We start from the raw sequence: 21,590 nt of genomic DNA, 5'->3' as shown, positions 1-21,590 counted from the left end.
AACCTTCAGGCAATAATTTCGAACCGGGTGACATCGACGAGGCCCCGGTCGGTGATCTTTAGTGCCGGGATCACCGGGAGCGCGAGAAAGGCCAGTTGCAGGAAGGGCTCTTCCAGCACCACGCCGAGGCCTTTCGCCGCATCGCGCAAATCGGTGAGCGAGGCTCTGACGCTTTCGTAGGGTTCCAGGCTCATCAACCCGGCGACCGGAAGGGCCAGTTCGGCCAAAACCTTGCCATCTCGCACCACCACGAAGCCGCCTTCCAGCGCTTGCAGCCTGTTCGCGGCCAAGGCCATGTCGTCATAATCCGCTCCCACCACAGCGATATTATGGTGGTCGTGACAAACGGTCGAACCGATGGCACCCGCCTTCAACCCGAAGCCTTTCACAAAGCCGGTCGCCATGTTGCCGTTCTTGCCGTGGCGCTCAAGCACCGCGATCTTGATCAGGTCGCGCTCCAGATCCGGGCGCTTGTCGCCATCGGCGATCACAATGGTCTCGTGCAGGTGGTCGGTGATGATCTTGCCCTCGATGATACCGATCACATCGGTATCTTCGCGATTGCCGCCGGTGCGGAAATCGTCGGGCCCAACCTTGCGCGCCCTGACCGATCCGCGCCCGACCGGCGCCACGATCTCACGCTGCGCGAAGGCGTCGTCAGACAGCACCACACCGCCAACCATTACCATCTGTGCATCGCAGGCTTCGAGGCTTCTCACCGCAACGATATCGGCACGCTTCCCGGGCGCAATCTGTCCGCGATCCTTCAGCCCGAACGCCTCGGCCGCCGACAGGCTTGCTGTGCGATAGACCGCCCGGGGAGAAACCCCAAGCGCGATCAGCGTGCGGATCATATAATCAAGGTGGCCATGCTCGCCGATATCGAGCGGGTTGCGATCATCGGTGCAGAGACAACAATACGCTGCCGTATAGTCATCAAGGATCGACGCCAGTGCATGCAGATCCTTGGAGACCGAGCCTTCGCGGATCAAGACCCGCATGCCGCGTTGAAGCTTCTCTCGGGCTTCTTTGGCGCTGGTGGCTTCATGTTCCGTGCGGATACCGGCGGCCACGTAGGCATTGAGGTCCTTGCCCGTCAAAAGCGGCGCATGACCGTCTATATGGCGTCCTTCGAAAGCGCCAATCTTGGCCATTGCTTCCGGGTCGCGATGGATCACGCCGGGATAATTCATGAACTCCGCCAAACCGATCACCCTGGGATGATCCTTTAGCGCCGCAAGCGCGTCGGCCCCGATCCGCGCGCCCGACGTTTCCATCTCGGTTGACGGCACACAGCTCGACAATTGCACCCGGATATCCATCAGCGTGTGCGCCGACGCTTCGAGGAAATACTCGATTCCAGGAACCCCCACGACATTGGCAATCTCATGCGGATCACAGATGGCTGTCGTCACGCCAAGAGGGCCGACACAACGGTCAAATTCATATGGCGTCACCAGCGAACTTTCGATGTGCAGATGCGTATCAATGAACCCGGGCACCAATATTAGCTCTGAAACATCAATGACTTCCGCACCCTCATACGTGGCGCCCAAACCGGCGATCATGCCGTCGCACACCGCCACATCGCCAGCAATCAAATCGCCCGTGACGACGCAGAACACCTGGCCACCGCGTAGCACGGTGTCGGCGGGCTGATCGCCCCGCGCCACCGCAATTCGGCGTTCCAGATCGTTCATTTCATCGCCTCTCCGGCCACATATGTTTGCGCCACTGCCCGATCATCACCCAGAATCATCAGCAGGAAAAGCTCCTCTGCCAGGCTTTCGACCGTCTCGGCGCGCAGCCGCATTTCCGCCGTCGCACGCGCATTAAGCACCACGATATCAGCCTCCGAACCTTCGTCCAGCGTCCCGATCCGATCTTCCAGCCCCAACACCACGGCGTTGCCCCGCGTGATCCAGTGAAACGCCTCGAAGGGGTGCTTCTGCTGGCGCTGAAGTTGCAACACCTTGTAGCCCTCGTTCATGGTTTGCAGCATGGAGTAGCTGGTGCCGCCCCCCACATCGGTGGCAATCGCGCCCTTGATGCCGCGTCTGCGAAGGCCACCGTCATCATATAGTCCGCTGCCGAGAAACAGGTTTGAGGTAGGGCAAAATACCGGTTTCGCCCCGGTCTCGGCGACCACTCCGATTTCCCTGTCTGTCATATGAATGCAATGGCCCAGAAGGGTTTTCGGCCCCAGCAATCCATGTGCCTCATACACTCCCATATAGTCCGGCGCGTCCGGGTAAAGCTCGGCCACAAGGCTTATTTCATTGGGGTTTTCATCAACATGGGTCTGCACAAAACAGCCCGGATGCTCGCCCGCCAGCGCCCCGGCAGTGGCCAGTTGCTCCGGTGTCGAAGTGATCGCAAATCGTGGTGTGATCGCGTAATGCGCGCGGCCCTGACCGTGCCATTTCTCGATCAAGGCCAGGCTCTCGTCATAACCCGATTGCGCCGTATCACGCAGTCCATCGGGCGCGCCTCGATCCATCATCACCTTGCCACCGATCATGCACATATTGCGCCGCGCGGCCTCTGAAAAATACGCCTCGACCGAGGCGGAATGCACCGAACAATAGGATGCAGCCGTCGTCGTGCCATGCGCCGTCAGCACGTCGAAATAGGCCCGCGCCATGCGCGTCGCATGCGCCGGATCGACATAACGCGTCTCGGCCGGAAAGGTATAATTCTCAAGCCAATCAAGTAGTTGCGCGCCCCATGATGCAATCACCTGCACCTGCGGGAAATGGATATGTGCGTCAATGAACCCGGCCATAAGAAGATGTGGGCGATGATCGATCTCGGGCGCCTGCCCCTTCAGGGTGGCGTATTCGCCGCGCTTTTCGATTATCCCATCGCGGATAAGCAGCGCGCCATCCTCGATATAGGTGAAGGCCGACTCGTCAGCGCCCTGCGGTTCGGCGTGAAAGCTCAACACCCGCCCGCGCAGCAGTTTCGCACTCATGCCCCTGCCTCCATACGGCTTCGTATGTTTTGATGTGCACTAACGGCGATCAGCACCTCCGATGCGACATGCGCGGCGATAACCTCGGGCCGCTTGTCGCCCAGCCCCACAGCGCCCATCGGACAGATCAGCCGATCGGGATCACACTCCTCGGCATGTTCCCGCGCCCATGACAGAAAGCGCGCGCGCTTGGTGTCAGACCCGATCATCCCGACATAAGCGGCATCACCGCGCGCCAACGCCTCTGCCGCAAGCAGGAAATCAAGCGCATGGTCGTGCGTCGCGATCACAAAGGCCGCCCCCGCTCCGGCATCATGCACTTCGCTTTCCGGCAGCGGCGTCAAACGCTTATTCTCACATGACACCAGCGCAAGCTCGGCCTCCCGGCTGTCGATAAGCCGCGTGCGCACCGGCAAAAGCGCAAGTGCGCGCACCAACGCGCGCCCGACATGCCCGGCCCCGAAAATCAGAACCTCGGGCCGCTTTGCGCGCGCCGCCGCCTCAACGCTCAAAGCCTCGGCTCGCGCGCCCGCATTCATCCGCTCCAGCACCAGCTCGACCCGCCCGCCGCAGCATTGTCCGATCTCTGGCCCAAGCGGGATGTTCATCACCGTATGGTCTTGCCCAGCCATCAGCATCTGGCGCGCGCGATCCAGCGCCATGTATTCCAATTGCCCGCCGCCTATGGTGCCATGGCACGACACTGGCGAAATAAACATGTCGGCCCCTGTTTCGCGCGGCGAAGAGCCCTGAACTTGTTCAATCCGCACCTGCACAACCTGCTCGAACCGTTCGAAAAACTGCTCCAGCGTCATGCCATTCCCCGCATCCGCTCCACCGCCATCAACACACGTTCGGGCGTCGCCGGCGTATCGAGCCGTGGGCATTCACGATAGTCCGCCACACTTGCCACCGCCATGGAAAGCGCCTCCAACACCGACACCGCCAGCATCAGCGGCGGCTCACCGACTGCTTTCGAACGTTTGATCGTGCGCTCCGGGTTCACCGACCATTCCGCCAGCCTCACGTTGAATTCGCGCGGCCGGTCCGAGGCCAGCGGGATCTTGTAGGTCGAGGGCGCATGGGTGCGCAGCCGCCCCTCGCCATCCCACCACAGCTCTTCGGTGGTGAGCCAGCCCATGCCCTGCACAAAGCCGCCTTCCACCTGCCCCTTGTCGATCGCCGGGTTAAGCGAGCGCCCGACATCATGCAGGATGTCCACCCGCTCGACCTGGTATTCCCCCGTCAGCGTGTCCACCGACACCTCGGAACACGATGCGCCATAGGCGAAATAATAGAACGGGCGGCCCTTTCCGGTGTCGCGATCCCAATGGATTTTCGGCGTCTTATAGAAGCCCGCCGCCGACAACTGCACCCGCGCCATATAGGCCGATTTGATGAACGCGGCCCAATCAACTTCCTCGCGTCCCAGCCGCACCCGCCCGGGCAGGAATTCCACCTCCTCGGCCGTGATTCCCGTGCTCTCAACGGCAAACGCCACCAGCCGCGCCTTGATCTGTTCACAGGCATCCAGCGCCGCCATGGCATTCAAATCCGACCCCGAAGAGGCCGCCGTCGCCGAGGTGTTGGGCACCTTTTCAGTCGTGGTGCGGGTGATTTTCACCGCCCCAAGATCGACCTGCAAGGCATCCGCCACCACCTGCGCCACCTTCACATTCAGCCCCTGGCCCATCTCTGTGCCGCCATGGTTCAGCATGATCGAGCCATCACTATAAACATGCACCAGCGCCCCGGCCTGATTATACCAAGTCGCGGTAAACGAAATCCCGAACTTCACCGGAGTCAGCGCAATGCCCTTGCGGATGATCCCGCCTTTGGCATTGTGCGCGATCACCGCCTCGCGCCGCGCCTGATAGTCACTATCGGCCTCAAGCTCGGAAACAATACGCTCCAATATGTTGTCTTCGACGGTCTGGTGATAGGGCGTCACGTCGCGCCCCGGCCCATAGAAATTCGCGCGCCGAATCTCCAGCGGATCGCGGCCCAGCGCATAGGCGATTTCCTCGATGATGCGCTCGCCCATCACCACGCCCTGCGGCCCGCCAAAACCGCGAAACGCGGTGTTGGAAACCGTATGCGTCTTCATCGGCCGCGATCTCAGCCGCACATGCGGGTAGAAATAGGCATTGTCGGCATGAAACAGCGCCCGATCCGTCACCGGCCCCGAGAGATCGGCGGAAAACCCACAACGCGCAGCCAGTTCGGCGTCAACCGCTTCGATCCTGCCATTCTCATCATAGCCGACCTCGTAACTACATAAAAAATCATGCCTTTTCCCGCTGGCGCTCATATCCTGATCCCGGTCGGGACGGATCTTCACAGGTCGGTCAAACCGCTTTGCCGCAATCGCCGCGATACAGGCAAACGGGTTCATCTGGCTTTCCTTGCCGCCAAACCCGCCGCCCATCCGCCGCACATTCACCACCACGCTATGCGACGGCACGCCCAGCACATGCGCCACCATATGCTGCGCCTCGCTCGGGTGCTGGGTCGAACAATGCACCACCACATCGTCATCCTCGCCGGGCAAGGCAAAGGCGATATGACCTTCAAGATAGAGATGCTCTTGCCCGCCGACTTCGATCTGCCCTTTCAGGCGACGGTGCGCGGTCTTCATTCCTTCGCCCACATCGCCACGCTGCAACACCAAAGGTGCGGTCACATGCGGCATGCTACGCTCTAACGCATCGCCCACCGAAATCACCGGTGCCTCGGCCTCGATCACAACCTTGGCCAAAGTCGCCGCACGGCGCGCCGCGTCTCGGCTGGTCGCCACCACGGCAAACAGCGGCTGACCATGGAATTCCACCCGTTCCTCTGGGAAGAGAGGCTCATCTCCCGCGCCCACCGGGCTGATCTGGTTCTCGCCCGGAACGTCCTTGGCGGTCAGCACGCCAATCACCCCTGGCGCTGCCTCCACCGCGCTCAGATCCATCGACACAATCCGCCCACAAGCCACGTCAGACACCCCGAGATAGGCGTGCAGCGTGCCTTCCGGCTCGGGAATATCGTCGCAATATCTGGCCCGTCCGGTGACATGCTTGATCGCACTGTCATGAATCACCGATGTTGTGGCCCCGCCCTCAATGCGCGCCCGGCCTGCGGCTACTTTTGATGCGTCATTCATGCCCCGATCCTCTGCAATTGTGCTACGTCTCCGGCACCCTTCTCGGCCCAGAACCGGCGGATGAGGTTTTGCGCCGCCAGCCTGCGATAGTCGGCCGAGGCGCGCCAATCGCTCAGTGGTTCGAAATCATTTGCCAGCGCCTTTGCTGCCGCCTCGAAACTCGCCGCTTCAAAGCGCGCCCCGACCAGCGCTGCCTCGGCCTTGGCCGCCCGCTTTGGCACCCCCGCCATGCCGCCAAAGGCCAGCCGCGCCGCGGTGATCGTCCCATCCTCGACCGTCACCGAAAACCCCGCCGCTACCGACGAAATATCCTCATCGCGCCGCTTGGAAATCTTGTATGCCGCCAGGTGCTGCCCCGCCGCCGTCCCTGGCACGATCACAGCCTCGACCAACTCGCCCTTGGCCCGGTCCTGCTTGCCATATTCGAGGAAAAACGCCTCCAACGGCAATTCCCGCCGCGCCGCACCCCGGCGCAAGACCAGCCGCGCGCCCAGCGCGATCAGAACCGGCGGTGTGTCACCAATAGGTGAGCCGTTGGCGATGTTTCCGCCGATGGTTCCGGCATTGCGCACCTGCCATCCCGCAATCCGGCTCCAATAAGCTGCCAGATGTGGATAAGCTTCAAGCAGCACCGGTGCCGCATCGCTATAACTTGCCCCGGCGCCAATCCGTATCTCGCTCTGCGACGCCTCGATCCCGCGCAATTCCTCAAGATGCCCGATGAAGATCGCCGGGGAAATTTCGCGCAGGAATTTCGTCACCCAAAGCCCCACATCCGTTGCCCCGGCTACAATGGTCGCTTCCGGATGCTCGGCATAGAGCGCCGCAAAATCATCCACATCGCCCGGCAGATATCCATCTGCAAGCTCTACTCGCGCCCCGTCGCGCAACCCTTCCAGCCGCGCCGCCACCTCGGCACGCTCGGCCACAAGCGCGTCGCCCGAAGGCACGCCATGCTCGCCCGCGCGCATCGCGGCGCGAATAATCGGCTCATAACCTGTGCAGCGACAGAGATTACCCTGAAGCGCCTCTTCTACCTGCACGTCACTCGGCGTCGGGTTCACCATCCACAGCGCATAAAGCGCCATCACGATGCCGGGCGTGCAAAACCCACATTGGCTGCCATGATGTTCGACCATCGCCTGCTGCACCGGATGCAATTCGCCATCCGCCCCGCGCATATGTTCGATGGTCACCACATGACAGCCATCCACCGTTGCCAGAAAGCGAATACAGGCGTTCACCGGTTCATAACGTAGCGCTCCGCCAACAAGCCGCCCCACCAACACGGTGCAAGCGCCGCAATCGCCCTCGGCACAGCCCTCCTTGGTCCCGGTCAGCCGCTGGTCCAGCCGCAGGAAGTCCAGCAGCGTGTCATGCGCCTTCACGCTCCCAAGGCGCATCTCTTTGCCATTCAGCAGAAACTGGATTTCAGATCGTGTTTTCATGTTTCAGTTTCCCATCACCAAACTGGCTTCTGCCTGACGCATAACCGCGCCCAATACGAAAATCGGCAAGACGAGCCATGAAAAATGCTAAGGCTGCGCGCCACGCCCATGAACCACTGAAAACCTATCAACACCTTCCGCGAATTCTTGAAAGTCGCAGCTCTTGCCAAAAACCATTCCAACAGAATACCACAACCTCCCCGCGTGTCCACGCATCAGGCCCAGCCACCCTTGCCAAACCTCAAAGGGTTTCCAGCCTGATCATTCCTTCATCATTCCGTCCCTTGTGACTTGCAATCGGCGGTCATATTATCTGACCGATTCAATCAAAGGCCCGTGAATGCCCTTCCGACCAATCCACCCCGAGAAGCTGTCTTCCGCCGTTGTACGCCAGATCGAGCTTCTGATTCTGCGCGGCATACTGCGTGACGGCGAGCGTCTGCCCCCCGAACGCGAGTTGAGCGAGCAACTGGGTGTGTCACGCCCCTCGCTGCGCGAAGCCATCTCCGAACTAAAGCATCACGGCCTTCTCTGTTCGCGTGCCGGATCGGGAATCTATGTCGCCGACGTGTTGGGCTCGGCCTTCTCGCCTGCGTTGGTTCGCCTGTTTGCCGCCCATGACGAGGCGGTGGTCGACTATGTATCCTTCCGCCGGGACATGGAAGGCGTGGCGGCGGAACGTGCTGCGCGCTGTGGCTCCGATCTCGATTTAAAAGTGATCGACGATGCCTTCAAACGGATGCAAAGCGCTCACGCCGCAGGCGATATCGAACTGGAGGCCGAATGCGACACCGCCTTTCACCTGGCCATCATCGAAGCATCGCACAACGTGGTGATGCTGCACATGATGCGCTCAATCTATGATCTCTTACGCGGCGGTGTGTTTTACAATCGCGCGCAGATGTATCTTCAACCCAACGCGCACGATGATCTCCTGGAACAGCATCGCGCGATCAATGACTCACTTCAGCGCCGCGATTGTATCGGCGCACGGGCCGCGATGGAACGGCATATGGACCGCGTTGAGGCCGCTCTGAAAGCCCAGCGCCGGACCGCCCATACCGATACCATCGCGCGCCAGCGTCTCGAGCATGAAAACGCACGGTAAGCGCACCTTGGGCGATACGGGCCGCGCTCTCAACCAATAGCAATCACCATAAACAAGAAAAACCCGGACACATACGGCCCGGGTTCTGCAATTTTCTGGGCTGGGCAATCCGCCCAACCATTCGCCAGCGGCTTAGTGCAGCTTAACCTGAACCTCGGAAATCGCGTCGTCGATCAGCTTGTTACCATCTGCGGCAGTCATCTGTTTGGCGATCACGTCTTTTGCGGCGGCCACCGAAATTGCAATCGCCTGATCGCGCACTTCCTTGACGGCCGAAGACTCTGCCGAAGCGATCTGATCCTTCGCCGCGGCCAAGCGGCGCGCGATCGAGATTTTCAGATCTTCCTTGGCTTGCTCTGATGCCAGCCGCGCTTCTTCCTTGGCGTGCTCAACGATCCGCTCGGCCTGCTCGGCCACTTCCTTTTGCTTGCGCTCATAGGACGCCAGAACGCTCTGGGCCTCCTCACGCAGCTTGCGGGCTTCGTTAAGCTCATCGCGAATGCCATCAGCGCGTTTGTCCAACATGCCGCCCAAAAGGCCGGGCACCTTGAGATAGATCAGAACGCCGATGAACAGAAAAAACGAGATCAGCACCACGAAGTTCGTGTTGGACAGCGAAAAGAACGGCCCGCTCGCAGCCAGCGCAGGGCTGGCGGCGAAAAGGGCTATCAATGTTGCAATACTGCGCATTTTCTTCACCCTTTCATCCGAGCGTTGATCGCTGCGGTGACAGCTTTGGCGTCGGCTTTGCCGCCCATCGCTGCTACGATCTCCTTGGTGGTATCCTTGGCGACGTCCTTGACAGCCGCCAGCGCACCAGCGCGGATTTCTTCGATCACCTTCGCACCTTCGGCGGCCTTCGCCGCGATCTCGGCATCCGCCTTGGCGATCTCGACGTCCAGCGCGGCCTGCATGTCCGCCTTGGCTTCACCAACGATCCGGTTGGCTTCAGCGCGGGCATCAGCCAGTGCCTTGTTATAAGCTTCTTCGGCCTCGACGGCTTTTTGTTTCAGCTCTTCGGCGGCCGCGATGTCATTGGTGATCGTGCCCTGACGCTCGGCCAGCACCGCTGCGATCCGCGGTAGCGCAACGCGCGACAGAATAAAGAAGATCACCACCAGAGTGACGACCAGCCAGAAAATCTGGTTGCCCATCCACTCGCCACAAAGCTGCGGCATGCCGATGGCACCACCATGCGAGTCTACGCATTTTCCCGCTTCTTCAAGTGCAAGCGGGCTGACGTGGTCGGCTGTTGCGGTTTCGGTTGCCATGTCGACGTTCTCCTCGAACCGGGATTACAACGGGTGGACCGCGCATTGGCGACCCACCCGAGCGTAAGGATGGTCCGTAAGGTTTAAACGGCGAACATCAGCAGAAGTGCGACGAGGAACGAGAAGATCCCCAGCGCTTCCGAGAACGCAATACCGATGAACATCGTTGCGGTTTGACCACCAGCTGCCGACGGGTTGCGCAGAGCGCCCGACAGGAAGTTACCAACCACGTGGCCCACACCAACAGCCGCGCCACCCATGCCTGTGCATGCGAGACCCGCGCCAATGTATGCGCCCATTTGTACGATATCGCCTTCCATAGTGTCTTCTCCTTACGTTGGAATTAGCTAGAATTCAGAGTTTCATGTGACGGGAGAACCCGCCGTCGTGTCGTAGAGCGGGCAACCAGCCCGCCCCTATAATCAGTGGTGCGGATGCAGCGCGTCCTTCAGGTAAACACAAGTCAGGATCGCAAACACATAGGCCTGGATGAACGCCACCAGCACTTCGAGAGCATAAATCGCCGAGATCGCAATGATCGCAAAGGGCGAGATCGCCAGCAGCGCCGCGAAGGCCGCGAAAACCTTGATCACCGCGTGTCCGGCCATCATGTTACCGGCAAGCCGGATCGAGTGGCTGACCGGGCGCACAAAGTATGAGATCACTTCGATCAGCGCCAGAACCGGGCGCAGCACCAGCGGCGCGCTCGAGATCCAGAAAACGCTCAGGAAACCCAAACCGTGCTTCCAGAAACCGATGATCGTGACTGACAGGAACACCGCCATCGCCATCACGGCCGTTACGGCGATGTGGCTTGTCGTGGTGAACGCGCCGGGAAGCAGGCCGAGGAAGTTGGAAAAGACGATGAAGAGGAACAGCGTCATGATGTAGGGAAAATAGCGCACGCCATCCTTGCCCGTAACATCTTCGACCATCTTGTAGATAAAGCCATACGCCAGCTCGGCAATTGACTGCGTCCGGTTCGGAACAACAGCGCGGCGCGACGTGCCCACAACCAGCAAAAGAACGATCCCGACAACCGTCAGCGCCATCCACAACGTCACATTGGTGATCGTGAAAATGCCCACCGGTCCGTCGCCAAACAGCGGCTTGACCATGAACTGGTCCATCGGGTGAAAAACCAGGCTCGAACCTTCTGCGGCGTCTGCGGTATTGGTCTCGGTGGCCACGTCCTCAAGTCCTCTCGTTGTCGTCGGGGCTTTCGCCCACATCCTGCGGGCTCTGGCCCATCTGTTCTGCCTGAAATTCCTGGGCCGTGCGCATCATCACGCGAACACCGGCCACAAACCCCAGCATTGTAAACAGCACCAGAAAGATCGGGATTGTCCCGAACAGGCTATCAAGCCCATATCCGATGCCAAAGCCGATCAAAACACCGGCAACCATCTCTATCACCATCCGCCACCCCTGCTGGGCCTTGGAATAATGCTCATCCTGGTGGCGGGCCGCTTCTTCGGCCTTTCTGGCCGCCGCGATCCGCGCTTCGAGCTGCTTCAGTCGCTCTTCGGGATCGGGTTCGGACACGGGCATTCCCCCACCTGACGATTGCGCCTTTGCTATGTTGGTGGCCGAATAGAGTCAAGCGCGCTGACTTGGCCCGCATTCTTGTCGTAAGACATTGGTTTTATGAGTATTTTTAGAAAGATAAAGCGAAGCGGCGCGACCGACACAAGCGCCGTTAGCGCTGACTCTGGCACAAGAGCATATTCAACCAAATGGTTGACGATTTCGCCCGTTCCTAGCAAATGGGCGCATGAGTGACACGCTTGATGCCAGTTTCGCCGCCCTTGCCGATCCGACCCGCCGGGCGATCCTGACCATGCTTCTTGAGGATGACATGGCGGTAACGGATGTCGCCGAGCCCTTCGAAATGAGCCTCGCCGCGATCTCCAAGCATCTCGCCGTCCTGAGCCGTGCCGGGCTGATCAGCCAGGAACGGCGCGGGCGGGTGAAGTGGTGCAAGCTCGAACCCGACGCGCTGCGCGCGGCCTCGGTCTGGATGCAGGGTTTCGGACAGTTCGAGCCGGTTAACCTCGACGCGTTCGAGAGGTTCCTCGCTGCCGAACTCGGCACGCAGGAAGTACAGGATGAAAATGCCGAAACCTCGTAATTTTGCCGATTTCTCCCAGATCCCCGCGCCCGATATCGACACGCTTCAAAATGCCACGATCGTGCCGGTGCGCGATGAAAAGGACCTGCCTTGCGGTGTGCTGCGCGCCGATGGCACGGTTTGCCAGAACGCCCGCACCATGTTGATCCGCCCTCGGCTCACCGCGCCGCCAGCCGCGCCCGACCCTGACGAGATCACCGAACTGGCGGGGCGTCATCTCTATGCCGGCGTGGCGCGGGTGCATTTCGGCCACTTCCTGACCGAGACGATTTCACGGCTCTGGGCGCTCGACCAACTGGAGCGACCGGTCGACAGCATCATCTTTCAGCCGATCTATCACCGCACGGCCAAGACCATGCTCAGCACCCCGCTGCGCCAGATTGTCGAGGTTCTGAGCGATGGCATACCGCTCCAGGCCTTCAACGGCCCGGTGCGCGCCGAGGAACTGGTGGTGCCCAGCCAAGGCGTCGGCCATTTCGGCTGGAGCACCGGCACGCCCGAGTTCCGTCATTTCGTGCGAAGCCGGTTCGAGGCCGCGTTCAGCGCCAACGGCCCCGAAAAGCTTTATATCTCGCGCGCCCGCCTGAAAAACGGCGACCGCCACCTCGATCAGGAGGATCAGATTGAGGAGATGATGATCGCCGCGGGCTACACCGCCTTTCATCCCGAACGCTTTTCGATCCACGAACAGGCCGCGCATTACCTCGCCGCGCGTGTGATTGTCGGCGGCGATGGTTCGGCCTTTCATTTCGCGGCTCATCTGTTGCAACCCGGCACCAAGGTCGGCCTGATCAAGCGGCGTCACTATACCGAGGTCTTTGCCGCCATCGCGGAACAGATCAAGGCGTTCGGCGATGTCGAACTCAGCACGCTGCACCCGCTGCTGCCCGCCGCCGAAGATGCCGAGAAACCGCCGATCAACCTGCATCGGCTGGAGCGCGCCCTGCGCTCCAAAGGGTTCCTGTGATCCACCCCGGCAATCCCCCCGCGCGCCTCAGTGCCCCTCATCCTTGAGCAGAATAAGCAGCGCCACCACCGTAATCACCACCCCGCCCAGCACCAACAGCGGCGGCACATCATGGCCCAGCGCGATCTCCCACACGATCACCCAGGAGGGCGTAAGATAGGTATAGGCCATCACCTTGGCCGAGGGCAGGCGCATGGTGGCAAACTGGACAAGAACGAAGGTGACGGCGCTGGCAAACACCGACACATAGATCAGAGTGATCCACACGATCCCCGGCAGAGCCGCCCAGTCTGTCGCCCAAATTTCGTTCCAGCCATAGGCCGTCACCACGACACAGCCCGCCACCAGCATGCCAAAGGTGAACACCACAGGCGGTTCGCCCCGGTTGAGCAGCCGCACCATCGGCGTATAGGCCGCATGGCACACGCAGCCCCAGAAATAGATCCATTCGCCCCGGCCAACTTCAAACGCCCATAACGATGCCCAATCGGCGCGAAAAATCACCCAAAGTGCCCCCATCGCCCCAAGGCTCAGCGCCAGCGCCATGCGCGGCGTCGTCACCTGTCGCAATATCACATAGCCAATCAGGGCCGATATCAGAGGTGTGAGCGTAAAGACCGCCGCTGCGGAAACCGGCGCAGCGGTTTTCAAACCCTCGAACATCAACACGAAGTAAGCGGCGAAAACGCCGCCCAGAACGACATAGCGCCAAGGCGCGCGCCATGATTGACGCGGCAGCCCGGTTGTGGCCATCGCGGCCACCCCCACCAACACCGCCGCCAGCAAAAAGCGCGGCGCGGTCAGTGCGGCAGGCGCAATATGAGGCGCCGCCATGGCACCCAGCGAAAACGACCCCGCCACCAGCGCAGAAAATACCAGCATCGCCAGATGCCCACCAAGATGACCGCTCAGGGGTCGCCCTGTTTCTCTTTCTCTCGCCGTGACTTCGCTCATGCCCCGCCCTGCTTTAGCCGCGCCTTGAGAAAGCCAACCAGCGCCTGCACCTTGGCCGTGCGATGCAGGTCCATATGGGTCACCAGCCAAAGCGCCGTTTCCCAGTCAGGCAGCGGTGCCATGACCTCTTGCAGATCCTCAAGCGCCAAGCCCTGCTCGCGCAGCATGAATCCGATTCCCGCACCGGCGCGCACCGCCTGCTGCTGTGCGCGCACATCCTCGGCACGAAAGGCGATATTCGCATCCGGCACCGCCTGTCGCAGCCATGCCATATAGGGCGCGCGTGAATCCAGGTTGTCGGAGCCAACGAAGTGATGCCCGGCCAACCCCTCGATCCCTTCTGGCATGCCATTGCGCTCCAGATAATCGCGGCTGGCAAACATCCCCATCACCAACCGCATCAGCGGTTGCACCACGTTATCGGGTTCTTCCGGTGCCTTCATGCTGGCCCGCAGCGCCACATGCGCTTCGCCATATTCCAGCCGGAACACCCGGTCGCTTGCCAAAAGCCTTACCACAAGGCCGGGATAGGCCTGCTGAAACTCGGCCAGAAGCGGCGCCAGAAGCACCGTCACCTCGGCCAGCGCCGTCACCACCAATTCGCCCGAAACTTCCTCGCCCCTCCCCCGCAACCGTCCGGCAAGCTGGGAAAACTGATCGTCGGTCGCGCGCGCCACCTGCATCAGATCAAGCCCGGCCTCGGTCGGGGTATAGCCGCGCGCGTGGCGCTGAAACAGCTTCACGCCCAAACGCCCTTCAAGCGCATCTATATGGCGGATCACCGTGGCATGATGCACCCCCAGCACACTGGCAGCGCCGCTGACCGTTCCGGCCCGCGCCACCTGATAGGCTGTTCTGATCTCGTCCCAATTGTCCAAAGCTTCGCGTACCATCTCACAGTTTCACCCCATCCTTGGTCATCTGTTGAAAAATGCAAAGACGAAATTCGCTCTGCGCTGCCTTTTGCTGACATTGCCTTTTGCTGACATTACAGTGGACTCATGAAAGTTCGCCGCAACACCCCCGACCTGTTGATCGTCGAAGACACCCCCTGGCTCTTCGGCCTGATGATCACGGGTTTCATCCTGGTGTTCTGCGGCATCGGCTTGGGCCTGATGTTTTCCGGTGAATGGATGGGCCTCCTCTTCTTCTTTTTCGGCGGCGGAATAGGCCTTGTTGCGTTCTGGGCCTTCGTGCGCCGTGTGCAGGTGGTGTTTCACCGCCCCGGCGGCTGGATCGAGATCCGCCGTGCCAACATCTTTAGCAAGCTCAAATCACGCTATGATCTCGCAGGCGTGCAGAGCGCCCAGGTCGAGACCACGCACAGCGACAAAGGCACACTCTTCCGCGTCGCGCTCATCATCGAATCCGGCGGCGTGAGCGGCAGCAAACCCCTGACCATGGCCTACAGCAATATCGGCGACCCCAAAGGAGTCGCCGCAACGATCAACACCTGGCTCGAACGGCCGCTAACCGGCTGAACGCCCCGCAGTTCGCGGCGCGTCGCCCCGCAAGGCTTGACTCTGCGCCGTCTGCGGCCTAAAGCCTCCCGGCATTCCGGAGGTTCTCAGGCTTCCGGTCCCATGGGCATTGTCCCGGGATCGCCCCTCGTCAGCGCGTTGCGCCCACGGGGGCAATTCACGTTTGGGAGTTTGCGCATTCGCCGCCCCGTCCCCACATGGGCAGGGCAAAGAGGTAACTAAGGTCGAAGGAGACCGCGATGTTTGAAAACCTGTCAGAGCGCCTCTCCGGCGTCTTCGACCGCCTGACCAAACAGGGCGCGCTCTCCGAAGACGATGTGAAAACCGCCCTGCGCGAGGTTCGCGTCGCCCTGCTCGAAGCCGACGTTTCGCTTCCTGTCGCGCGCGACTTTGTCAAAAAGGTTCAGGAAAAAGCCACCGGCCAAGCCGTCACCAAATCGGTCACACCGGGCCAGCAGGTCGTCAAGATCGTGCACGATGCCCTCATTGATGTGCTCACCGGCGACGAAGACCCCGGCACGCTCAAGATCGACAACCCGCCCGCCCCGATCCTCATGGTCGGCCTGCAAGGTGGCGGTAAAACCACCACCACCGGTAAACTCGCCAAACGCCTGAAAGAGCGTGACGGCAAGAAGGTTCTGATGGCCTCGCTCGACATCTATCGCCCCGCCGCAATGGACCAGCTCGCCATTCTCGGCACCCAGATCGGTGTCGACACCCTTCCTATCGTCAAGGGGCAAAAGCCGCTCGACATCGCCAAACGCGCCAAGCAACAGGCGGCAATGGGCGGCTATGACGTCTACATGCTCGACACCGCCGGGCGGCTGCAAATCGACGAAGTTCTGATGAGAGAGGTCGAAGAAGTCTCGGCCGCCATCAATCCGCGTGAAACCCTTCTGGTGGTCGATGGTCTCACTGGTCAGGTCGCCGTCGAAGTGGCCGAAGAATTCGACGCCAAGATCGGCATCACCGGCGTGGTCCTCACCCGGATGGACGGCGACGGTCGCGGCGGTGCCGCCCTTTCCATGCGTGCCGTGACCGGCAAACCCATCCGCTTCGTCGGCCTGGGCGAAAAGATGGACGCGCTTGAGACGTTTGAACCTGAACGCATCGCAGGCCGAATCTTGGGCATGGGCGATATCGTTTCGCTGGTTGAAAAGGCTCAACAAACCATCGAGGCCGAACAGGCCGAGAAAATGATGAAACGGTTCCAGAAGGGCCGCTTCAACATGAACGATCTCAAGATGCAGCTCGAACAGATGCTCAAGATGGGCGGCATGGAAGGCATCATGGGCATGATGCCCGGCATGAACAAAATGGCCAAACAGGTCGAACAGGCCGGGTTTGACGACAAGATCCTCAAACAGCAAATCGCCCTGATCCAGTCAATGACCAAGATCGAGCGCGCCAACCCCCAGATCCTTCAGGCCTCGCGCAAGAAACGCATCGCCAAAGGTGCCGGACTCGATGTCTCCGATCTCAACAAGCTTCTCAAAATGCAGCGCCAGATGGGCGACATGATGAAGAAAATGGGCAAGATGGGCAAAGGCGGCATGCTCAAACAAGCCATGAAAGGCATGTTCGGCAAAGGTGGCAATCCCGCCGATATGGCCGCCGGCATGGACCCCAAAGCACTCGAACAGGCCGCCCGCGCAATGGGCAAAGGTGGCGGCATGCCCGGTCTCGGCGGCGGCGGTGGCCTGCCCCTGCCCCCCGGTCTTTCCGGTCTCGGCAAAAAGAAATAGGCTGATGCTTCATCTTGCCAAAAATATCCCCGCCGGAGGCTCCCTGCCTCTCCCCCCGCACATCGCGGGCAGGGAAAGCGCGCGCGCATGACCAGCTTCACAATCCCCACGTTAGAGACCGAGCGCCTGTTCTTGCGCGCCCCGCGTGAGAGCGACTTTGAAGCCGAACGCGATTTTTACGCCTCCGAGGCTTCGCATTTCGTTGGCGGACCGAAACAGCCACATGAAGCCTGGCGCAGCCTTGCGATGCTGGCGGGCCACTGGATGCTGCGCGGCTATGGCTTCTGGGCGCTCGAGGACAAGTCAAGCGGCACCTACCAGGGCCGCGTCGGCCTGTGGTTTCCCCATGGCTGGTATGAACGCGAAATCGGCTGGACCCTGATGCCCCACGCCACCGGCAAGGGCTATGCCACAGAAGCGGCGCTGGCCGCGCGCGCGCATGCCTATGACATTCTGGGCTGGGACACGGCGATTTCCCAGATCGACCCGGCCAATGAGCCGTCCAAATCCGTTGCTCGCCGCCTCGGTGCCAGCTTTGAAACCACCTATGAAGACCCTGCTTACGGGCTGATCGAGATCTGGCGCCACCTCGCGCCCGCAGATCTCGAAAACGGCGGCATGGAGGCCTATGCCTGATGAATGTCGCCATCTCTCATACCGCAGATATTCCTGTGCTGGAAACCCAGCGCCTGATCCTCAGCGCGCCGGAATCCGAGGATTACCCCGATTTCAAGGCGACGTTTTCCTCCTATCGTTCGCGCTTCATGGGCGGACCGCTGAACAGCTACGAAACCTGGATGCTCTACGCCGCCGAAATCGGCCATTGGCATATTCGCGGCTATGGCATGTGGATGATTCACGAAAAGGCGACCGGCGATACCCTCGGCATGGCTGGCGGCTGGATGCCGGCGAAATGGCCCGAACGCGAAATCGCCTGGATCATCTGGCCCGACAAAGCCGGCCATGGCTACGCGCTCGAAGCCACCCACGCCGCGCGCAACTATCTCTATAGCAAGCTCGGATGGGATGGCGCCGTCAGCTATATCGACCCCAAGAATCTCGACAGCATCCGTCTCGCCGAACGGCTGGGCGCGGTCAAGGACGCGGACGCGCCCACCATCGACGGCTCGGACGCGGTCTATCGCCACCCATCCCCGGCGGTACTCAGCAACAGCCAGATCGCCCATGGCATCGAGATGGAAATCGCCAATTACATCGACCCGCTGTTCAAACCGAAAGGATGGGCGATTGACTGATCCCGTGACAAGAGCCGCCAACCTGCTGAAGGAACACCGCGCCTCGATTGACCGCCTTGACGCGATTCTCGTCTATACTCTGGGCGAGCGGTTCAAACACACCCAGGCCGTGGGCAAGCTCAAGGCCGAACATGATCTTCCCCCCTCCGATCCGGCCCGCGAAGCGGATCAGATCGCGCGGCTGGAGCAACTGGCGGTTGACGCCGATCTCGACCCGGAATTTGCCCGCAAGTTCCTCAACTTCATCATCGCTGAAGTCATTCAGCACCACCAGCAACACCAATCTTAACCCAAATGCAGGGTGCACATCCTGCGCACCTTACAGACCCATGAACAGGAGAATTACACAATGGCTATGAAAATCCGGCTCGCCCGCGGCGGTTCCAAGAAACGTCCCTTCTATCGCATCGTTGCGGCCGACAGCCGCATGCCCCGCGATGGCCGCTTCATCGAAAAACTGGGCACCTACAACCCGCTGCTGCCCAAAGACAGCGAAGAGCGCGTGAAAATGGATATCGACCGCGTGAAATACTGGCTCGGCGAAGGCGCCCAGGTCACAGACCGCGTCAGCCGCTTCCTTGAAGCCGCCGGCGTGATCGAGAAGAAAGAGCGCGCCAACCTGAAAAAAGGTAAGCCCGGCAGCAAAGCCGTGGCCCGCGTGGAAGAGAAAGCCGCCAAGGCCGCCGCTGCCTCCGAAGCTCCGGCTGAAGAGCCCGAAGCCGAAGCAAGCGCCGAGTAATCGTCGCGTTCTCCCCGCGTTTGCGCGGGGTGCGCAAAACTCTGGTCCGGGCGGCACGATTTCGCCCGGATCATCCCCATGCAACCGGAGCTTCTGACATGGAAGATCGCATTTGCGTCGGCGCCATCGCAGGCGCATTCGGAGTTAAAGGCGAGATACGTCTCAAAAGCTTTACCGTGACCCCCTCAGATATTGCCCAATACAGCCCGCTGTCAGACGAAGCGGGCGCGCGCAGCTTTGCAATCATCCTTGACCGCCCGGTCAAGGGCGGTTTTGCCGCGCGGATAGACGGCATTTCCACCAAAGAGCAGGCCGATGCGCTGAAAGGCACACGGCTCTTTGCACGGCGCGAATTGCTGCCTTCTCTGCCCGATGACGAATTCTACCATGCCGATCTGATCGGTCTGAGCGTTCTTGACACCGGCGGCAAAGATCTGGGCAAGGTCAAATCCGTGCTCAATCACGGTGCCGGTGACCTTCTGGAAGTCCAGAGCCCGGGACAACAGGACACCGCTCTCTTGCCCTTCACCCGCGCGGCGGTGCCTACGGTCGATCTCGCTGCGGGCCGGATCATCGCGGATCCCCCGGATGGCATTTTCTGAGACGGCAATTCAGTTGAGCGCCTTGCGGCGCACAGGTTTTGATTGATTGGGGCTCTGCCCCAAGCCCCGGGATATTTCCGGCAAGATGAATGACAGGCGCGGTCCGGCTGTCTCAGGCAAGCACGCCGCTGTCAGATGCTCACGCCTGCCTTGCCGTCCTGGCTTGGAAACAGCCGGTTCATCGGCACTGAACTTCCGTCGCTCTGCACGATCCGTACATGTCGGCGGCGCATCTCTCTCGGCTCGGTCACCCCAACGGAATGGGCGATGGTTTCAACCTCGGTGATGATCGACCTGGCATAGCGTGCGACGCGTTCATCCTTCTCTTCCACCACAAGGCCGCGCTGCAACCTCGGGTCATGCGTGGTGATGCCCGTCGGGCAGGTGTTGCGATTGCATTTCAACGCCTGGATACAGCCAAGCGAAAACATGAAGCCGCGCGCCGACGTCACGAAATCGGCGCCCGCACAGATTGCCCAGGCCACGTCACCGGGGTTGATCAGCTTGGCCGATGCGATGATCCGGATACGATCCTGAAGCCCGTGCCGGTCGCGCAGATCGACGATCCGCGGCAGCGCATCACGGATCGGCATGCCCACCAGATCCATAAGCGTCATCGGGGAAGCACCGGTGCCGCCCTCGCCGCCGTCAATGGTGATGAAATCCGGCGCGCTTTCAGGGCCGCGCGCATTGATCTCCTGAAAGAAGCCCAGCCAGGGGTCGCGTGATCCCAGCACCGTCTTGAACCCCACCGGCCGGCCCGTGATCTCGCGAATATGGGCGATCATATCGAGAAGATCGCCCCAATCGTCGATCTCGCCGTGGCGGTTGGGCGAAATCGACGCCTTACCCGCTTCGATCCCGCGGATTTCTGCGATCTCGGAGCTGACCTTCTCGGCGGGCAGAATGCCGCCTTTGCCAGGCTTGGCCCCCTGCGCCAGCTTCAACTCGAACATCTTCACATGCGGGTTTTCCGCGATCTGGCGCAGCTTGTCGTCATCCAGCGCGCCGTTGGCGTCACGCACGCCGTATTTCGCCGTGCCGATCTGGAACACCACATCACAGCCCCCTTCGAGGTGGAACGGGCTTAGGCCGCCTTCTCCGGTGTTCATCCAGATGCCCGCACGCGCCGCGCCCCGACTGAGCGCGCGCACCGCCGGACGGCTAAGCGCGCCATAGCTCATGCCTGATATGTTGAAGATCGACTTGGCCATATAGGGCAGCGCCGCATGCGGCCCGATCATCATGGGTTTCGTCTCGGCATATTGCTCGGCCAGGGGCGGAAAGGCTGCGTTCATGAAAATCGGTGTGCCCGGCAGGCCGAGGTTGCGGGTCGAGCCGAAAGCGACAGTGTTGCTCTCGCCTTCCGAGGCACGCTCCACCCAATCGCGTTGGGCCCGGTTGAATGGCATTTCCTCGCGGTCCATGGCAAAGAAATACTGGCGGAAAAACTCGCCCAGATCGGTGAACAAGTGACGAAACCGCCCGATCACAGGATAGTTGCGCCGGATCGCATCCTCGCGCTGCGAGCGGTCGATCGCGAAAAGCACCACCACCGTGAGCGCAACCAGCCCAATCACCATCACAAAGAGCATTACCAGCACATTGAAAGCCAGCGCCGTGAAACCCATGGTATAGTCCTCTTTTGATATCCCAAGCATTTCCTCTTAACCCGAGACAGGGATAAGTGGAAACGCCGCGCAACAGATACATGTGTGGGCACCTCGAGAAAAACTCGGGTTTCAAGTTTATCTCGAAACGCTTTA

The 21,590-nt window shown here is 60.8% G+C and carries 23 protein-coding genes; 10 read left to right on the top strand and 13 right to left on the bottom strand.

The genetic code is table 11. The features are described 5' to 3' along the window. Nucleotides 1-5: 5 nt before the first annotated feature. From ade to xdhA, 5 genes are read right to left on the bottom strand one after another with little or no spacing between them, the layout of a single operon-like run. Nucleotides 6-1,700, bottom strand: coding sequence for an adenine deaminase (ade, locus tag LZG00_15150; protein ID MCF3595332.1), 1,695 nt, complete (start codon nucleotides 1,698-1,700; stop codon nucleotides 6-8). After that, nucleotides 1,697-2,974, bottom strand: a complete 1,278-nt coding sequence (guaD, locus tag LZG00_15145; protein MCF3595331.1) for a guanine deaminase — start codon at nucleotides 2,972-2,974, stop codon at nucleotides 1,697-1,699. The genes ade and guaD overlap by 4 nt, the downstream gene beginning before the upstream one ends. Then, on the bottom strand, nucleotides 2,971-3,789 hold the full coding sequence (gene xdhC / locus LZG00_15140; GenBank protein ID MCF3595330.1) for a xanthine dehydrogenase accessory protein XdhC: 819 nt from the start codon (nucleotides 3,787-3,789) through the stop codon (nucleotides 2,971-2,973). Before xdhC ends, guaD begins: the two co-directional genes overlap by 4 nt. Next, a complete protein-coding gene (gene xdhB / locus LZG00_15135; protein ID MCF3595329.1) occupies nucleotides 3,786-6,122 on the bottom strand; it encodes a xanthine dehydrogenase molybdopterin binding subunit in 2,337 nt (778 codons plus the stop codon). Before xdhB ends, xdhC begins: the two co-directional genes overlap by 4 nt. After that, nucleotides 6,119-7,570 carry a xanthine dehydrogenase small subunit gene (gene xdhA / locus LZG00_15130; protein MCF3595328.1) on the bottom strand — a complete coding sequence of 484 codons (1,452 nt, stop codon included), beginning with the start codon at nucleotides 7,568-7,570 and terminating at the stop codon, nucleotides 6,119-6,121. Before xdhA ends, xdhB begins: the two co-directional genes overlap by 4 nt. A gap of 340 nt (nucleotides 7,571-7,910) precedes the next feature. Here xdhA and LZG00_15125 point away from each other — a divergent pair, with 340 nt between their 5' ends. Beyond that, complete coding sequence (locus LZG00_15125; protein MCF3595327.1) at nucleotides 7,911-8,678, top strand: FCD domain-containing protein; 768 nt, start codon at nucleotides 7,911-7,913, stop codon at nucleotides 8,676-8,678. 132 nt (nucleotides 8,679-8,810) lie between these two features. Here the strand turns inward: LZG00_15125 and LZG00_15120 are convergent, their stop codons facing one another. The 5 genes from LZG00_15120 to LZG00_15100 form a co-directional block, all read right to left on the bottom strand. After that, the gene (locus LZG00_15120; GenBank protein MCF3595326.1) at nucleotides 8,811-9,368 is read right to left on the bottom strand and encodes a F0F1 ATP synthase subunit B; all 558 of its coding nucleotides are present in this window, start codon (nucleotides 9,366-9,368) and stop codon (nucleotides 8,811-8,813) included. Nucleotides 9,369-9,373: 5 nt separating this feature from the next. Next, complete coding sequence (locus tag LZG00_15115; GenBank protein ID MCF3595325.1) at nucleotides 9,374-9,856, bottom strand: F0F1 ATP synthase subunit B'; 483 nt, start codon at nucleotides 9,854-9,856, stop codon at nucleotides 9,374-9,376. Between the two features lie 176 nt (nucleotides 9,857-10,032). Next, the gene (locus LZG00_15110; GenBank protein MCF3595324.1) at nucleotides 10,033-10,269 is read right to left on the bottom strand and encodes a F0F1 ATP synthase subunit C; all 237 of its coding nucleotides are present in this window, start codon (nucleotides 10,267-10,269) and stop codon (nucleotides 10,033-10,035) included. 102 nt (nucleotides 10,270-10,371) lie between these two features. After that, entirely contained in the window at nucleotides 10,372-11,079 is a 708-nt protein-coding gene (locus LZG00_15105) for a F0F1 ATP synthase subunit A (protein MCF3595323.1), read from the bottom strand. A gap of 64 nt (nucleotides 11,080-11,143) precedes the next feature. Beyond that, nucleotides 11,144-11,494: an AtpZ/AtpI family protein gene (locus LZG00_15100; GenBank protein ID MCF3595322.1), complete on the bottom strand. Its 351-nt coding sequence runs from the start codon at nucleotides 11,492-11,494 to the stop codon at nucleotides 11,144-11,146. A gap of 229 nt (nucleotides 11,495-11,723) precedes the next feature. Between LZG00_15100 and LZG00_15095 the strand changes: the two genes are divergently transcribed. Then, nucleotides 11,724-12,080, top strand: coding sequence for a metalloregulator ArsR/SmtB family transcription factor (locus LZG00_15095; GenBank protein ID MCF3595321.1), 357 nt, complete (start codon nucleotides 11,724-11,726; stop codon nucleotides 12,078-12,080). After that, on the top strand, nucleotides 12,058-13,047 hold the full coding sequence (locus tag LZG00_15090) for a glycosyltransferase family 61 protein (GenBank protein MCF3595320.1): 990 nt from the start codon (nucleotides 12,058-12,060) through the stop codon (nucleotides 13,045-13,047). Before LZG00_15095 ends, LZG00_15090 begins: the two co-directional genes overlap by 23 nt. Nucleotides 13,048-13,074: 27 nt before the next feature. Here LZG00_15090 and LZG00_15085 read toward each other — a convergent pair whose 3' ends face one another. Then, complete coding sequence (locus LZG00_15085; GenBank protein MCF3595319.1) at nucleotides 13,075-14,001, bottom strand: DMT family transporter; 927 nt, start codon at nucleotides 13,999-14,001, stop codon at nucleotides 13,075-13,077. After that, a complete protein-coding gene (locus LZG00_15080; protein ID MCF3595318.1) occupies nucleotides 13,998-14,879 on the bottom strand; it encodes a LysR family transcriptional regulator in 882 nt (293 codons plus the stop codon). The genes LZG00_15085 and LZG00_15080 overlap by 4 nt, the downstream gene beginning before the upstream one ends. A 123-nt stretch (nucleotides 14,880-15,002) precedes the next feature. Here LZG00_15080 and LZG00_15075 point away from each other — a divergent pair, with 123 nt between their 5' ends. The 7 genes from LZG00_15075 to rimM all read left to right on the top strand — a co-directional run bounded on the left by LZG00_15075 (nucleotide 15,003) and on the right by rimM (nucleotide 19,824). Beyond that, a complete protein-coding gene (locus tag LZG00_15075; GenBank protein MCF3595317.1) occupies nucleotides 15,003-15,482 on the top strand; it encodes a hypothetical protein in 480 nt (159 codons plus the stop codon). Nucleotides 15,483-15,721: 239 nt separating this feature from the next. Further along, nucleotides 15,722-17,227: a signal recognition particle protein gene (ffh, locus tag LZG00_15070; GenBank protein MCF3595316.1), complete on the top strand. Its 1,506-nt coding sequence runs from the start codon at nucleotides 15,722-15,724 to the stop codon at nucleotides 17,225-17,227. Nucleotides 17,228-17,314: 87 nt separating this feature from the next. Beyond that, nucleotides 17,315-17,863, top strand: a complete 549-nt coding sequence (locus LZG00_15065) for a GNAT family N-acetyltransferase (protein MCF3595315.1) — start codon at nucleotides 17,315-17,317, stop codon at nucleotides 17,861-17,863. Further along, nucleotides 17,863-18,483, top strand: coding sequence for a GNAT family N-acetyltransferase (locus tag LZG00_15060; protein ID MCF3595314.1), 621 nt, complete (start codon nucleotides 17,863-17,865; stop codon nucleotides 18,481-18,483). Before LZG00_15065 ends, LZG00_15060 begins: the two co-directional genes overlap by 1 nt. Further along, nucleotides 18,476-18,772 carry a chorismate mutase gene (locus LZG00_15055; protein ID MCF3595313.1) on the top strand — a complete coding sequence of 99 codons (297 nt, stop codon included), beginning with the start codon at nucleotides 18,476-18,478 and terminating at the stop codon, nucleotides 18,770-18,772. The genes LZG00_15060 and LZG00_15055 overlap by 8 nt, the downstream gene beginning before the upstream one ends. A 60-nt stretch (nucleotides 18,773-18,832) precedes the next feature. After that, nucleotides 18,833-19,222, top strand: a complete 390-nt coding sequence (gene rpsP, locus LZG00_15050; GenBank protein ID MCF3595312.1) for a 30S ribosomal protein S16 — start codon at nucleotides 18,833-18,835, stop codon at nucleotides 19,220-19,222. 98 nt (nucleotides 19,223-19,320) lie between these two features. Continuing rightward, nucleotides 19,321-19,824, top strand: coding sequence for a ribosome maturation factor RimM (rimM, locus tag LZG00_15045; GenBank protein ID MCF3595311.1), 504 nt, complete (start codon nucleotides 19,321-19,323; stop codon nucleotides 19,822-19,824). 131 nt (nucleotides 19,825-19,955) lie between these two features. Here rimM and LZG00_15040 read toward each other — a convergent pair whose 3' ends face one another. After that, nucleotides 19,956-21,455, bottom strand: a complete 1,500-nt coding sequence (locus tag LZG00_15040) for an FMN-binding glutamate synthase family protein (protein MCF3595310.1) — start codon at nucleotides 21,453-21,455, stop codon at nucleotides 19,956-19,958. Nucleotides 21,456-21,590 lie beyond the last annotated feature (135 nt).

The organism is Rhodobacteraceae bacterium LMO-JJ12 (genome assembly GCA_021555075.1).
In the GTDB taxonomy this organism is placed as follows: domain Bacteria; phylum Pseudomonadota; class Alphaproteobacteria; order Rhodobacterales; family Rhodobacteraceae; genus JAKGBX01.
The sequence above is the reverse complement of the archived record's forward strand: the minus strand, read 5'-3'. Positions and strand labels throughout refer to the sequence as shown.

Coding starts and splice junctions, on each gene's coding strand:
- LZG00_15040 (MCF3595310.1), bottom strand. CDS start 21,455: ATGGGTTTCACGGCGCTGGCTTTCAATGTGCTGGTAATGCTCTTTGTG.
- LZG00_15065 (MCF3595315.1), top strand. CDS start 17,315: ATGACCAGCTTCACAATCCCCACGTTAGAGACCGAGCGCCTGTTCTTG.
- ade (MCF3595332.1), bottom strand. CDS start 1,700: ATGAACGATCTGGAACGCCGAATTGCGGTGGCGCGGGGCGATCAGCCC.
- LZG00_15120 (MCF3595326.1), bottom strand. CDS start 9,368: ATGCGCAGTATTGCAACATTGATAGCCCTTTTCGCCGCCAGCCCTGCG.
- LZG00_15110 (MCF3595324.1), bottom strand. CDS start 10,269: ATGGAAGGCGATATCGTACAAATGGGCGCATACATTGGCGCGGGTCTC.
- guaD (MCF3595331.1), bottom strand. CDS start 2,974: ATGAGTGCGAAACTGCTGCGCGGGCGGGTGTTGAGCTTTCACGCCGAA.
- xdhA (MCF3595328.1), bottom strand. CDS start 7,570: ATGAAAACACGATCTGAAATCCAGTTTCTGCTGAATGGCAAAGAGATG.
- LZG00_15125 (MCF3595327.1), top strand. CDS start 7,911: ATGCCCTTCCGACCAATCCACCCCGAGAAGCTGTCTTCCGCCGTTGTA.
- LZG00_15105 (MCF3595323.1), bottom strand. CDS start 11,079: ATGGACCAGTTCATGGTCAAGCCGCTGTTTGGCGACGGACCGGTGGGC.
- LZG00_15060 (MCF3595314.1), top strand. CDS start 17,863: ATGAATGTCGCCATCTCTCATACCGCAGATATTCCTGTGCTGGAAACC.
- LZG00_15075 (MCF3595317.1), top strand. CDS start 15,003: ATGAAAGTTCGCCGCAACACCCCCGACCTGTTGATCGTCGAAGACACC.
- ffh (MCF3595316.1), top strand. CDS start 15,722: ATGTTTGAAAACCTGTCAGAGCGCCTCTCCGGCGTCTTCGACCGCCTG.
- LZG00_15095 (MCF3595321.1), top strand. CDS start 11,724: ATGAGTGACACGCTTGATGCCAGTTTCGCCGCCCTTGCCGATCCGACC.
- LZG00_15090 (MCF3595320.1), top strand. CDS start 12,058: ATGAAAATGCCGAAACCTCGTAATTTTGCCGATTTCTCCCAGATCCCC.
- LZG00_15085 (MCF3595319.1), bottom strand. CDS start 14,001: ATGAGCGAAGTCACGGCGAGAGAAAGAGAAACAGGGCGACCCCTGAGC.
- xdhB (MCF3595329.1), bottom strand. CDS start 6,122: ATGAATGACGCATCAAAAGTAGCCGCAGGCCGGGCGCGCATTGAGGGC.
- rimM (MCF3595311.1), top strand. CDS start 19,321: ATGGAAGATCGCATTTGCGTCGGCGCCATCGCAGGCGCATTCGGAGTT.
- rpsP (MCF3595312.1), top strand. CDS start 18,833: ATGGCTATGAAAATCCGGCTCGCCCGCGGCGGTTCCAAGAAACGTCCC.
- LZG00_15115 (MCF3595325.1), bottom strand. CDS start 9,856: ATGCCGCAGCTTTGTGGCGAGTGGATGGGCAACCAGATTTTCTGGCTG.
- xdhC (MCF3595330.1), bottom strand. CDS start 3,789: ATGACGCTGGAGCAGTTTTTCGAACGGTTCGAGCAGGTTGTGCAGGTG.